This window comes from Cohnella suwonensis, assembly GCF_042655365.1.
GTDB classification, from domain to species: Bacteria; Bacillota; Bacilli; order Paenibacillales; family Paenibacillaceae; genus Cohnella; species Cohnella suwonensis.
This window is the reverse complement of record NZ_JBHSMH010000041.1, coordinates 16341-29850: the sequence shown is the minus strand read 5'-3', so window position 1 is coordinate 29850 and position 13510 is coordinate 16341. Positions and strand designations below refer to the sequence as shown.

The 13510-nt window shown below is 56.4% G+C and carries 14 protein-coding genes; all 14 read right to left on the bottom strand.

Annotation, left to right across the window (positions count from 1 at the left end; translation table 11 throughout):
* Positions 1 to 8: 8 nt before the first annotated feature.
* On the bottom strand, positions 9 to 890 hold the full coding sequence (locus ACFPPD_RS12885) for a carbohydrate ABC transporter permease (RefSeq protein WP_209745130.1): 882 nt from the start codon (positions 888 to 890) through the stop codon (positions 9 to 11).
* Between the two features lie 101 nt (positions 891 to 991).
* Positions 992 to 2356: an ABC transporter substrate-binding protein gene (locus tag ACFPPD_RS12880; protein ID WP_209745127.1), complete on the bottom strand. Its 1365-nt coding sequence runs from the start codon at positions 2354 to 2356 to the stop codon at positions 992 to 994.
* A gap of 135 nt (positions 2357 to 2491) precedes the next feature.
* Entirely contained in the window at positions 2492 to 4099 is a 1608-nt protein-coding gene (locus ACFPPD_RS12875; RefSeq protein WP_209745125.1) for a response regulator, read from the bottom strand.
* Complete coding sequence (locus ACFPPD_RS12870) at positions 4096 to 5916, bottom strand: sensor histidine kinase (protein WP_209745122.1); 1821 nt, start codon at positions 5914 to 5916, stop codon at positions 4096 to 4098. Before ACFPPD_RS12870 ends, ACFPPD_RS12875 begins: the two co-directional genes overlap by 4 nt.
* Positions 5917 to 6081: 165 nt before the next feature.
* Positions 6082 to 6483, bottom strand: a complete 402-nt coding sequence (locus ACFPPD_RS12865; protein WP_209745119.1) for a F0F1 ATP synthase subunit epsilon — start codon at positions 6481 to 6483, stop codon at positions 6082 to 6084.
* Positions 6484 to 6509: 26 nt separating this feature from the next.
* A complete protein-coding gene (atpD, locus tag ACFPPD_RS12860) occupies positions 6510 to 7928 on the bottom strand; it encodes a F0F1 ATP synthase subunit beta (RefSeq protein WP_209745116.1) in 1419 nt (472 codons plus the stop codon).
* Between the two features lie 65 nt (positions 7929 to 7993).
* Positions 7994 to 8854, bottom strand: a complete 861-nt coding sequence (atpG, locus tag ACFPPD_RS12855; protein ID WP_209745113.1) for an ATP synthase F1 subunit gamma — start codon at positions 8852 to 8854, stop codon at positions 7994 to 7996.
* Between the two features lie 85 nt (positions 8855 to 8939).
* Positions 8940 to 10454 (bottom strand): F0F1 ATP synthase subunit alpha, encoded by a 1515-nt coding sequence (gene atpA, locus ACFPPD_RS12850; protein WP_209745110.1) that lies wholly within the window; start codon positions 10452 to 10454, stop codon positions 8940 to 8942.
* Between the two features lie 45 nt (positions 10455 to 10499).
* Entirely contained in the window at positions 10500 to 11048 is a 549-nt protein-coding gene (locus ACFPPD_RS12845) for a F0F1 ATP synthase subunit delta (RefSeq protein WP_209745107.1), read from the bottom strand.
* Complete coding sequence (gene atpF / locus ACFPPD_RS12840; protein ID WP_209745103.1) at positions 11045 to 11530, bottom strand: F0F1 ATP synthase subunit B; 486 nt, start codon at positions 11528 to 11530, stop codon at positions 11045 to 11047. The genes ACFPPD_RS12845 and atpF overlap by 4 nt, the downstream gene beginning before the upstream one ends.
* A 106-nt stretch (positions 11531 to 11636) precedes the next feature.
* On the bottom strand, positions 11637 to 11852 hold the full coding sequence (atpE, locus tag ACFPPD_RS12835; protein ID WP_209745100.1) for a F0F1 ATP synthase subunit C: 216 nt from the start codon (positions 11850 to 11852) through the stop codon (positions 11637 to 11639).
* A gap of 56 nt (positions 11853 to 11908) precedes the next feature.
* Positions 11909 to 12676 carry a F0F1 ATP synthase subunit A gene (gene atpB, locus ACFPPD_RS12830; RefSeq protein ID WP_209745097.1) on the bottom strand — a complete coding sequence of 256 codons (768 nt, stop codon included), beginning with the start codon at positions 12674 to 12676 and terminating at the stop codon, positions 11909 to 11911.
* Between the two features lie 4 nt (positions 12677 to 12680).
* A complete protein-coding gene (locus tag ACFPPD_RS12825) occupies positions 12681 to 13091 on the bottom strand; it encodes an ATP synthase subunit I (protein ID WP_209745094.1) in 411 nt (136 codons plus the stop codon).
* Positions 13088 to 13336, bottom strand: a complete 249-nt coding sequence (locus tag ACFPPD_RS12820; RefSeq protein WP_209745090.1) for an AtpZ/AtpI family protein — start codon at positions 13334 to 13336, stop codon at positions 13088 to 13090. Before ACFPPD_RS12820 ends, ACFPPD_RS12825 begins: the two co-directional genes overlap by 4 nt.
* Positions 13337 to 13510: the final 174 nt, after the last annotated feature.

Here is a 13510-nt window from a genome sequence, read left to right as displayed (position 1 = left end):
CCGACCTCCTAGTATATGATCCGTTCGCGCGCGACCAAACGGTTAATGACCAAAGTGACGAGCAGGCATTCGATGACGAGAATGGCCGCCGACGCGCTGCCGTAGCCGAATTCGTTCACCCGGAACGCCGAGCGGTACATCATGTAAGTGAGCGTATACGTCGAGGTGCCCGGTCCTCCGTTGCTCATGATGAGCATCTGGGCGAAGGCGTTCAAGCCGCCCGTAATCGCGAAAATCAAACAGAAGCGGTAAGTTTCCCGCATGAGCGGAATCGTAATCATCAGGTGCGCCCTTAATTTGCTCGCGCCGTCTATCTTGGCCGCTTCGTGGAAGGCCGGCGGAATCGACTTCACTCCGGCGTACAGCAAGGCGAAGTGGTAACCCATGAACTGCCAGGCGTTAACGGCCGCTATCGCGAATATCGCGACCTTCGGATCGCTAAGCCAATCTTGCCGGTACGAGAAACCGAATACCTCGAACAATTTGTTCAACAAGCCGTACTCGCCGTTGTACACGGCCATCCAGAGCTGGCACACGACCGTGACGGACAGCACGACGGGAATGAAGAAGCTGACTCTGAGCCATTTGCGTCCCTTGATGTGGGCTTCCGCCACGCCGAAGGCGAGCAACGTTCCCATCCCGATCTGGAACACGGCGATCACGGCCGCGAAGTACAATCCGTTCTTGACGGAAAGCCAGAACAGGTCGTCTTGGAACAGCTCCTTGAAGTTGTCCAAGCCGATGAAAGTCGCGGCGCTTAAGCCGTCCCAATCGAAGAAGCTGCGATAAAACGTCTGCATGACCGGCCAGAAGACGATCACGGAATACAAAGCCACCGCCGGCAATACGAACAACGCGATCGCCAGCCGGTTACCCATAAATTTATTCATCACGTTCACCCTCCTGCACGCGGTCTCGGTACCGCATGACCCCTTTAGAAAAGACTTACACCGCGCTCGCACGCGGTGTAAGTTCGCAAGCGCCGCCCGTGTTACTTGGCGAGTCCCTTGTCTACGTCTTTGACGAATTGGTCTACCGAGCTGCCCGCAAGAAGGGCTTGGGATGCGTCTTCGATCGCCGCTTTGAATTTCGGATTGGACAATCCCCAAGCGAACGCGGTCGTTTTCATGTTCGGGATGATTTTACTCAATTCGTCCATCATCGGCGGATACGGTTTCTCGATCGCTTTGTCGACTTTCGTCGCGACGATCGGCGTGCCGTATTGCGTGTATTTATACTCCGCGTATTTGCGGGACAGGAACGCCGCTACTTTAGCCGCAAGCTCCGGGTTTTTCGTGTGCGGGGACACCGCGTAACCGCCAGGGCCGCCTCCGCCGCTGAACACGAGCTTCGAAGCTTCTACGCTCGCCGCGTCTTTGGCCGGGTAGTAGATCCAGCCGGCTTTGTCGCCGAGCGCTTTCGTGGAAGCGTCGATTTCCCATTGGCCGTTCAGGAACATCGCCGCTTTGCCCTCGTAGAACAAGGCCGCCGCTTGGTCGTAGTTCATGCTCGTCGCGCCTTTGGCGAGCAAGCCCGCTTTCACGAGCTCCGCCAGCTTTTCCGCTGCCGCTCTGTAGCTCTCGTCGCTCGCTTTCGCTTCGCCTTTGTCCATTTTGAGCACGCCGCCTTCGTCGTAACGGGAAGCGAACATGTCGTACAAGGCGACGCCCGGCCATTTTTCTTTCGCGAACACCGCGAGAGGCGTGATTTTGTTTTGCTTGAACGTATCGACGGCCGCTTTCAGTTCGTCGAACGTCGTCGGAGGCGTAACGCCGTATTTCGTGAAGATTTCTTTGTTGTAGAAGAGCAGGATCATTTCGTTGCCCGCGTAAGGGAACGCGTACGTATGGCCGTCGTCGGCCACGAGCGTGTTCTGCGCGCTCGGCAGGATCGCGTCGCGGAAGCCCGTGCTGTCCACGTACTGATCGAGTTGCAGGATGTTGCCCGATGCCCTGAACGTGCTGATGATGTCTTGGCCCGCTTGGAAAATATCCGGCAGGTTACCCGTCGCCGCGTACGTCTTAAGCTTCTGGCCGTCGTCTTGCGCTTGAATGTCCAGCTCCAGCTCGACGTTCGGCATTTCTTTCTTCAATTCCGCTACCGCGTAGTCGTATGGCTTCTCGGTATCTTCCCCGGCGTATTGCGCGTAAATGCGCAGTTTGACCGGTTCCGCCGACGCGTCCGCGGACGGGCTTGCCGCCGGGCTTGCCGCCGGGCTCGCCGCCGCGCTGGCCGGCGTCGTCGCCGAAGCCGACGGAGACGCCGACGATTCGTTGTTGTCGTTGTTGCTGCCGCAAGCCGCAAGGCTGCCGGCTAAGGTCAAAGCGAGCAGCACCGATCCTGTTTGCTTCATCATCTAATTGGACCTCCCTGATTCTCTTCACTTTCGCTACATGCCCATTATATAATTCAGCCCCCTCTCGCTATAAGGGAAAAACCGATACGGATTGGTACTATCCGCTTGTATTCGAAGCCCTCGCGACCGCGGGTTTTACTTCTTGTTGCGCAGCAAGCCGTTCTCGTACTCCGACGGCGTCGAGCCGTAGAACTTCTTGAACACCTTGCCGAAATAGCCCGCGTCCTGGAAGCCCACCCGTTCCGCGATCTCGGAAAGCCGGATGTTGGCGCCCATCAGTTCCTTGGCTTTGTTCATGCGCGTATGCGTGATGAACTCGCCTACCGTCACGCCGAACGCCTTCTTGAACACCGCCCGCAAGTAACTGGCGTTAATAAAGACGCTGGCCGCTACGCTTTCCACGGATAGCTCGGGGTCGTGGAAGCTACGCTCGATATAAGTCCTGGCTTGCGCCGCGATGACGCCCGAACGCGTCGTCTTGTGCCGGTTGACGTATTCCAGCGTTCGGACGAACAACGATTTGATCCATACTTTCACCGATTCCGCCGTCTGAAGCGATCGGATCTCGGCGTACGGAAAGAAATGCTCTCCGAAGCAATCCTCGATCGGATGTCCGAGCTCCGTAACGTGGGAGAGGCATAGAGAGATCCACCCCATGCACGCGACATAGGTCATATCCAAGCTGAGCTTGTGCTCGCGGATGCTCGCGAACAGCTCGTCGATCCGCTTTTCCAGTCCCTTGGCATCGCCTACCCGAAGCAGATGCTGAAGCATCTCGTTGGCGTCCTGCAGGAATGCCGACTTATCCTTGTCTGCCGGCGGCCGCTCCGCGTAAGGAATCACTTTGTCGTCTCCGAGCAGGAATTTCTGCCGAAGCGCGTCCCTCGCCTCTTCGTAAGAGCGCCGGATACCGTCGATCTCCTTGTACCTTCTTCCCACGCCGATCGTGACGGTGAGCTTCAAGTATTTGCGAATGTGGAAAATCAATTCCTCGTAGCTGTCCAGCTTCGGCAAGACGCCCATGGGGAGCTTGATCTCCTTGTCGGCGCGCAAGCAAACGATTCTTCCCTCCGGTCCGTTGAACAGAAACAGCGTCCCTTCTGCGCCCAACGCCTCCGACAGGATGTTCGACACGGCGAATTTCCACAGCTCCCTCTCCGCCGCCTCGTTCCAACGCCTCTCCATATGGTCGATCTCGATGCACGCGACGCTATAAGAGCTCTCCGGCCCGCCAAGAGATACGCCCCATTGGGCGAGTCTTTCCTGCAGCTTCTCCGGCTTCTCCGGCGAGTCTCCGGTCACGAGCCGGAACAACGCGCTGTCGACCATCAACTGCCGGTCGGCTTGCTCGGATTGCCTCGCTTCGAGCGTCTGCTCTTGCTTCCGCCGGCATTTCAGCAGCGTCAGCACGAGCTCGTCCTTGGAGAAGGGCTTCAGAATATAGTCTTCCACGCCAAGCCTTATCGCTTGCCTCGCGTACTCGAATTCGTTATGTCCCGTAATGATGACGACATCGATGTCCGGATGCTTGCCCTTGAGCTTCTCGCATAGCTCCAATCCGTCCATGATCGGCATGTTGATATCGACGAGCGCCATATCGTAATGGCCCTCGTCCGCGAGCTTGAGCGCCTCCGCCCCGTTCTTGGCTTCTCCCGCGATTCTGAAGCCGTAGCGGCCCCAGTCCAGCGCTTGCCGAAGATAGTCCCGGAAAATCGATTCGTCGTCCACGATCATGATGTTCATCGTTCATCCTCCTTCGCCGGCGAACGAACGTCCGCGTTGTCCGGAGCCTCGAAAGGCAACGTTACGATCGCTTCCGTTCCCTGCCCCGGTTCCCCGGTTAATTGCAGTCCGTACGAATCGCCGAAATACAGCTTGATTCTTCTGTCGACGCTGCTGACGCCGAACGAGATGCCGTCGGCCTCTTGTCTATTGCTCAACTCTTCGATCTTCGCGAACGAGATACCGACGCCGTCGTCCTTCACGACGAGCTTGACGCCGTCTTTGTCCGCTTCGCCCTTAATCGTGAGTTTTCCGAACCGGTCAGCCGGCTTTAACCCATGATAGATCGCGTTTTCCACGAGCGGCTGCAGCGTCATCTTCAAGACCGCGGCGGCATGCAATTCCGACGGCACGTCGATCTCGTAGTCGAACACGTCCGCGTACCTCATTTTCTGAATCGCGAGATAGTCTCTGACGTTCTGCAGTTCTTGCCCCAGCGTAATGATCTCCCGCCCTTTGCTCAGCACGATGCGATAATAATCGGCCAGCGCCTTCGTCGTTCGTTGAACGTCTTTATCCCTTCCCATGCCCGATAAAGCGTAAATCACGTCCAACGTGTTATACAGAAAATGAGGCTTAATCTGCGCTTGGATCAACGCGAGCTCGTACTCCCTCTTGCTCTTCTGCTCCCTGGCGATCTCCTCCAGCAATCGGCGGATTCGCCCGATCATCGAGTTGAATCCTTCGCCGAGCAGGCCGATCTCGTCTTTGCCTTGCACGTCGAAAGTGGGGTCCAGCGATTCTTCCTTGACCTTCCTCATCGTCCGGGTCAGCCGCACGATCGGCGTCGCTATCGTCTTGGACAGCAAGCCGGCGCTCGCGACGACGAGCAGCAAGCCGCTGGCGACGAGGACTAGGACGAATAACGTGATACCGCGCGTTTCCTTCGTCAGCTCTTTCATCGGCACGACAGAGACGAGCGTCAGTCCCAGCTTCGCTAGCGGATGACCGATCGCAAGCGTGCCTCGCTCGCGATAAGGCACTTCGACGCCGGTTCTTTCGGCTTCGCCCGTGGCCCATTGCCGCAAGTCTTCATCCCCGATCAAGCGAAGCAACGCCTCCTTGTCCACCGACGACACGATCTTGCCTCCCGCATCGGCCAAATAGTTCATCTCCGACGGCAGCGCGCCGTTGATCGGGAAAATGCGGGAGATACGATTCTCGTCGACGTTCAAGATCAGCCAACCGAGCGTCCTTCCCGTCGCGATGTCGGATACTTTCTTGCCGAGCGTCAGCACCGTCTGCTCGCCCGACCGGCTTAAATAAGATCTCTTCTCCATCGGGAACCAGACGTTATTGCCGGATGACTGATATAAGCGCTCATAGATACCGCTATCGAAATAGAGCTGCGATTGTTCGAGCAGGCTCGGGTTCGAAGCGTAGGCATAGCCTTCGGCGTCGATGAATGCCGCCGCGTCGACATCCGGAAAGACGAGCAGCGCGAAGCTCAATTGGTTCGTCAGCAGCGAGACGTACCGCGCATCAGGCTCGTCCGTTGGCTGACCCTCATCATGGATGACCCGGTTCAAGTTCAAAGTCAGGATATTGGCGCAGCTTTCCGCGTTCCGGGCGATGCCTTCGACCTGCGTCGCGATCAGCCTCGAATTGTCGGAAATGCTCTTCTCCGTTTTCTTGACGATATTGCTCGTATACATCCGGTTCGATACGATCCCCGTAACGAGAAGCGGAATAATGACGAGAGGAATGTAGATCAGGATAATTTTATTGCGGATCGTCGCATCGCTCAGCCAGCGCGATCTCGCCCTTCGTTCGTTCATCGGTCTCCTGCTTCCCGCGCCGGCAAGCGTCCTCCGGCAATCGCTACCACTATAATTTCTCTCCGGCGCCTTCGTCAACCCCGGACTCCGCGAGAGCTCGCCGTCGAAAGACGAAAAAGCCTTTCCCGGAATCTTTCGATTCGGGGAAAGGCTTTCTCGACAGGCTTATTTATCGCCGGAAATTTCCAATCGGTTGATCGCGCGTTGAAGCGCCAATTCGGCGCGAGCCGAGTTGATGTCCGATTGTTTCTGCGCGAGACGGCGTTCCGCGCGTTCTTTCGCCAAACGCGCGCGGGACACGTCGATGTCCGCGCCGAGCTCGGCGGCTTCCGCGAGGATGACCACTTTGTCTTTGCGTACTTCGACGAAACCGCCGTGAACGGCAATGAATTCGTTCTCGTTGCCGATCTTGGCTTTAACCGGAGCGATCTTGAGCGGAGTCACCAAAGGGATGTGGTGCGGCAAAATGCCGAGCTCACCCGCGATGCCTTTGACGACGACCATGTTCACGTCTTTCTCGTAAACCTTGCGCTCCGGAGTAACGATTTCTAACCGTAAGGTACTCATATCGTATCCTCCAAACCGGCGGCTGATTAAACCTCAGCTGCGAGTTTCTTCGCTTTCTCGACGGCTTCCTCGATGATGCCGACGTTATGGAAAGCCGGCTCCGGAAGATCGTCATGCTTGCCTTCGAGGATCTCTTTGAAGGAGCGAATCGTTTCTTTGATCGGCGCGTACACGCCCGGAATGCCGTTGAACGCCTCTGCGACGTGCAGCGGCTGGGAAAGGAACAATTGAATGCGACGCGCGCGAAGTACGAGCTGCTTGTCTTCGTCGGACAACTCGTCCATACCGAGGATCGCGATGATGTCTTGCAATTCTTTGTAGCGTTGCAGCAGGCGCTTAACGCCTTGCGCTACCGCGTAGTGCTCTTCTCCGACGATTTCCGGAGCCAAGATACGGGAAGAGGATGCCAGCGGATCTACCGCAGGGAAAATACCCATTGCCGCGATGTTACGCTCCAAGTTCGTCGTCGCGTCAAGGTGAGCGAACGCCGTTGCGGGAGCCGGATCGGTGTAGTCATCGGCAGGAACGTAGATCGCTTGAATCGACGTTACGGAGCCTTTTTTCGTGGACGTGATACGCTCTTGAAGTTGACCCATCTCGGTTGCCAACGTCGGTTGGTAACCTACCGCGGAAGGCATGCGTCCGAGCAACGCGGATACTTCCGAGCCCGCTTGCGTGAAGCGGAAGATGTTGTCGACGAACAGAAGAACGTCGCGGCCTTCGACGTCGCGGAAGTATTCCGCCATCGTCAGACCCGTCAGAGCGACGCGCATACGCGCGCCCGGAGGTTCGTTCATCTGGCCGAACACCATCGCGAGCTTCGCGATAACGCCGGATTCCGTCATCTCGTGGTAGAGATCGTTACCTTCGCGTGTACGCTCGCCTACGCCGGCGAATACGGAAATACCGCCGTGGTTGGAAGCGATGTTGTGGATCAGCTCTTGCATCAATACGGTTTTGCCTACGCCGGCGCCGCCGAACAGACCGATTTTACCGCCTTTGGTATACGGAGCGAGAAGGTCGACGACCTTGATTCCCGTCTCCAGCATTTCCGTCTGGGTCGTCAGCTCTTCGAAAGAAGGAGCCGTGCGGTGAATCGGGTTTACGCTGGAACGGTCGACTTCGCCTTTGCCGTCGATCGCGTCGCCGAGTACGTTAAATACGCGGCCGAGCGTCGCGGGTCCGACGGGAATCGTGATCGGAATGCCGAGATCGTTGACTTCCGTTCCTCTGACGAGTCCGTCGGTGGAAGACATCGCGATCGCGCGAACGAGGTTGTCGCCAAGGTGCTGCGCGACTTCGACCGTCAGGCTGATGTCTTTTCCGTTAGAGCCGTCGGATTTTGCTTCGATTTTGATCGCATTGAGAATGTCAGGCAAATGTCCGTGGTCGAATTCGATATCGACGACCGGGCCCAGTACCTGAACAACGCGTCCCTTGCTCATGGGTTTACCTCCTGAAGTGCGATTGAATTCAACGCCCGCGGGCTTGCGTTCAACCGTCACGAAATTTATTGCTGTGCGTTCGCTCCGGCCACGATTTCCGCAATCTCTTGCGTGATCGCCGCTTGCCGAGCGCGGTTGTAAGTCAGCGTCAAGTTCGCGATCATCTTCGTCGCGTTCTTCGTCGCGTTGCCCATTGCCGTCATCCGGGATCCGAATTCGCTGGCCTTGCCCTCGAGCACGGCGCTGAACACGAGCGTTTCCGCGTATTTCGGCAGAAGGACGCTAAGCACTTCCTCCGCGGACGGTTCGTACTCGTAATCCGCCGTTCCACCGGAAGCCTTCATCTCTCCGAGCGGGAGAATCTGCTTCAGCGTCGGAATTTGCGTGATCGCGTTCTTGAACTCGTTGAAAGCCAGATACAGCGCGTCGAACGTTCCGTCGACGTAGCCTTGGACGGCACGCGCAGCGATCTCCTTGATGTCCGAGAACTTCGGAGAATCGGATAATCCGGTCACTTCGTCGACGAGCGCGATGTTGCGGCGCTTGAAGAAGTCGCGGCCTTTGCGTCCGATGACGAAAATCGCGTACTCGTCGGCCGATTTGTGGTTTTCTTTGATCGTATTCAGAACTTTACGAAGGATGTTGGCGTTATAACCGCCGGCAAGACCGCGGTCCGACGTGATGACCAGATAACCGGTCTTCTTGACCGGGCGGCTGATCAGCATCGGATGTTTGCTGCCGCCGGACGAGGAGGCGATGCTGGAAATCACTTCCTTCATCTTGTCCGTGTACGGGCGGGCTGCAACCGCAGCTTCCTGAGCGCGTCTCAGCTTGGAAGCCGCGACCATCTCCATCGCTTTCGTAATTTGTTTCGTATTCTGCTTGCTCTTGATCGAGCGCTTGATTTCGCGCATCCCTTTAGCCAATCGTTGTCACCACCTTATTGCCGGGCTTGCCTCGTGGCAATCCCGGCTCAAGCTAATGTTGCGTTCAGATCCGCTCTCGTATGGCTTACGCCGTTACGGCAAAACCTTTTTTGAACGTTGCGATCGCGTCGATCAACGCTTTGTCCGTATCGGGCGTCAAATCTTTCGTGTCGCGGATGGAGCTGAAGATTTCCGGACGGTTCGCGTCGACGAAGCCGAGGAACTCCGCTTCGAAACGGCGAACGTCTTGTACCGGAATCGTATCGAGATGACCTTTGGTCACGATGTACAGGGAAACGACTTGGCGCTCTACGGCCAGCGGCGCGTTAACGCCTTGCTTGAGGATTTCGAGCGTGCGGATACCGCGATCCAGACGGGATTTGGTTACTTTGTCGAGATCGGAACCGAATTGGGCGAACGCCGCGAGCTCGCGGTATTGCGCAAGGTCGGTTTTGAGGGTACCGGCAACCTTCTTCATCGCTTTGATCTGAGCGGAGCTACCTACCCGGGATACGGAAATACCGACGTTAACCGCCGGACGTTGACCGGAGTAGAACAGATCGGACTCGAGGAAGATTTGACCGTCGGTAATCGAGATGACGTTGGTCGGGATATAAGCCGAAACGTCGCCCGCTTGCGTCTCGATGAACGGCAACGCGGTCATCGAACCGCTGCCTTTCTCGTCGCTCAGCTTGGCCGCGCGCTCGAGCAGACGGGAGTGCAGATAGAATACGTCGCCCGGATACGCTTCGCGGCCCGGAGGACGGCGGAGCAACAGGGACAATTCCCGGTATGCCGCGGCTTGTTTCGTCAAGTCATCATAGATGATCAGAACGTGTTTGCCGTTGTACATGAAGTGTTCGCCCATGGAGCAGCCCGTGTAAGGAGCCAGGTACAAGAGCGGAGCAGGCTCGGAAGCGCTCGCCGATACGACGATCGTGTAGTCCAACGCGCCGTGTTTGCGAAGCGTTTCGACCAGACCGCGAACGGTGGATTGCTTTTGTCCGATTGCAACGTAGATACAAATAACGCCGTTGCCTTTTTGGTTAACGATCGTGTCTACCGCGATCGTCGTTTTACCCGTTTGGCGGTCGCCGATGATGAGTTCCCGTTGGCCGCGGCCGATCGGAATCATCGCGTCGATCGCTTTGATGCCCGTTTGCATCGGTTCGTGAACCGATTTACGGTCCATAACGCCCGGAGCCGGGGATTCGACGGGACGCGTTTGCGTCGTGTTGATCGGGCCGTTGCCGTCGACCGGTTGGCCGAGTGCGTTCACGACGCGTCCGAGCAATGCTTCGCCGACCGGAACTTCCATGATGCGTCCCGTGCGTTTGACTTGATCGCCTTCGCGGATGCCTTTGAAAGGTCCCATGATGACGACGCCGACGTTGTCTTCCTCGAGGTTGAGCGCCATGCCGACGACTCCGTTGGAAAACTCGAGCAATTCGCCGGACATACATTTCTCCAAACCGTGTACGCGGGCGATACCGTCACCGACTTGGATGACGGTGCCTACGTCAACGACTTGAATATCGGATTGATACTGCTCGATTTGTTGCTTAATCAGAGTGCTGATTTCTTCGGGCTTAATACTCAATTCGTTCACCCCTGTCTCCATTGCTAACAAATGGTAGTGTTAAAATTAAATCGCCGCCGTTTGCAGCGCTTTGTCCAGCCGTTGAAGCTTGCCGCGAAGGCTTCCGTCGTACAGCGTGTCGCCGATGCGAACGGTCAGTCCTCCGAGCAGGGTCGGGTCGACTTCGTTCGTTACCCGTACCGTTTTGCCAAGCGTGGCGCCGAATTTCTCGGCCAGCTTGATTTTCTCGAGCTCGCTGAGCGGCTGAGAGGATACGACATGCGCGTCCGCGCGGCGAAGCACGTCGCCCGCGACTTGCAGGTAAGCGGCCAATACGGCCGGCAATTCGCTTTCGCGTCCGCGTTCGATCAGCAGGCTGACCAGGTTGAGCACGATCGGCGACGCGTGACCGCCGAACGCGTTATTCAAAGCTTGCAGCTTCTTGTCTAACGTGACGTTGGGAGCGACCAGGAACGCGCGAATGCTCGCGTCTCCGTCGATGGCTCCTACGATCGCCTTCAATTGCACTTCCGTCTCGGCCACTTGGCCGCGTTCCTGCGCGAGCTGGAACAGCGCCTTCGCGTACCGTTTGGCGACTACCGTGCCGCGGCTCATGACTTATTCCCTACGTCTTGCAGGTATTGATCCACGAGTTGCTTCTGGGACTGTTCGTCCACTTGCTTCTCGATGATTTTGGAAGCGATCAGAACGGACAAGCCGCTGACCTGCGCTTTCAACGCCGCAACCGCTTTGTTCTTCTCCGTCTCGATGTCGCGTACCGCGTCTTCCTTGATGCGGCTCGACTCGTTGCGGGCGGATTGAACGATTTCGTCCGCCTGCTTGGAACCGGTCGTTCTCGCTTGCTCGATAATGTCGTGCGCTTCTTTGCGCGCTTGTTGCAACGCTTGCTTCTGCTCTTCGATCAAACGTTCCGCGTCGCTGCGGTTATTCTGGGCGCTCTCCATTTGCTCCTGAACGAGCTGACGGCGCTTCTCCATGACTCCGAACAACGGTTTGAACGCGTAACGGGACAGTAGCCAGAACAAAATCGCGAAGGCTACGAGTTGGATGAAAAAATTGGACCAAGAAATTTCCACCGATCTACACTCCTTTCACACGGCTCAATCAAGCTACGTGCATTAACTGCAAAAGGAAGGCGTGGAGGCTAATCCGACTCCGCGCCTTACGATTCGAAAAAGTTGATTATTTCGCCCACATGAAGGCAAGAACGAGGGAGATGATCGGCATTGCTTCAACGAGACCTACGCCGATGAACGCCGTGGAAGTCAACGTACCGCGAAGCTCGGGCTGGCGGGAGATGCCCTCTACCGTTTTGCTGAAGATCAAACCGTTACCGATACCAGCGCCGAGCGCGCCCAGACCAAACACGATACCTGCTGCTAAATAACCGTATTCCATTTGTAAATCCTCCTCGAGATAATTGTTTTTTTAGTAGTTATTCGGGTTTTAATTTTTTAGTGATCCTCTTCGTGAACGATCGATTGCGAGATGTAAACCATCGTCAGCATCGTGAAGACGAAAGATTGGATCGCGCCTACGAAAATACTGAAGCCTTGCCATACGAGCATCGCCGGTATACCGATCCAGCCCATGCCTAGAATAACGCCGATCATGACCTCGCCGGCAAAGATGTTGCCGAATAGCCGCAAGCCGAGCGTTAACGGCTTGGACACGACTTCGATCAAGTGAATCGGCAAGAAAACGATGTTCGGGTTGTTGATGTAGTGCTTGAAGTAATGCTTGGCGTTCTGACGAATACCCTCGACGTGCGACAGCACGATGACGATCAACGCGAGCGCCATCGTCATGGAAGCGTCCGCCGTAGGCGATTTCCACCAAGACCAAGCGGCGTGTTCCGTGTCTTCCGGTATGATGAGCTCATGCCCGAACACCTTCGGAATGTGGTGTCCGTGCGCTTCCGTCACGATGCTGAAGGGAAGACCCAACATATTCGAGACGAAAATGTAAAGAATGAGCGTCAAACCGAGAGCGAGGTACGGTCTGCCTTTCTTGGGATCCATCGTTTGCCCGATGATGCTTTGGACGAATTCGACGACCCATTCCAGGAAGTTCTGCAGCTTGCCGGGATTCTCCACCGAAAGGTTACGTACGGCAAGACGGGCAAGGATAAAGACGATGAGACTGGAAATGACGATCATCATGATCGCGGCCAAGTCGAACTCGATGCCGCCGACCTCGATTTTTGGTGCTAAATGTTCCATGTTGTCATTTTTCACCCCTTTCGTCAGTGGACTGTCTCTTCCGGATACCGTGGCTGGCGAATAAACCCAGTAACAGTGTCACCAACGGCAAAGCGAATATTCCTGCCGCCGTCGCCCCGAGATTGAAGCGTAATCCCTCTACGGACAACAGTGCGGCAAACACTCCGATGGCTGCGCGGGTAATGAATCCGAACCCGCCCCTGCTCTTGCGGCCGGCGGCCGCCATTTCACCGATGCGCGTCGCCTTCCACGCCAGGTGGTAAGAACCCAGCAAGCTTCCGACGATGCCTACCATGAAACCGCCAAAGTACGGTTTGTACTCCGGCCACACAGCGAGTCCAATGCAGCCAATGGACAAAAAAAAGAAAGTCAGGCGCGTTGAGCGTCTCAGTAAAGCGGGCAAATCGTCCTTCACGGTTTTCCGGCCCCCGTATATTTGCGAATCAGCGCGACCGCCGATCCGATCCCGGCAACCAACCCGATCACGACTCCGGTCAAGTACCCGTAATCCGTGCCGTTATGGTCGTCGTACACGGAGCCGAGCCACCATCCCAGACCCACGCAGACGGCGAACTCCATGCCCAATCCCGCTACGAGTCCGGCCGTTCGCCAAGGGTTCTCGTCCGGGGGTAATTGCGGCTTGCGGGGAGATTCCGTCATGGATTTGTCGCTCCTTCGACGCTGCATGGATACGAAAAAAAGGATATAGTAAGCCCTTTCTTCCCATGTTCCACGTAATATTGTATCTTTCGGCGACAACGTTTGTCAATTGATCGAAAATCAAACATTATGTGAACGACGAGGACGCAAATCGCTTCAAATCAACCCTTTTCG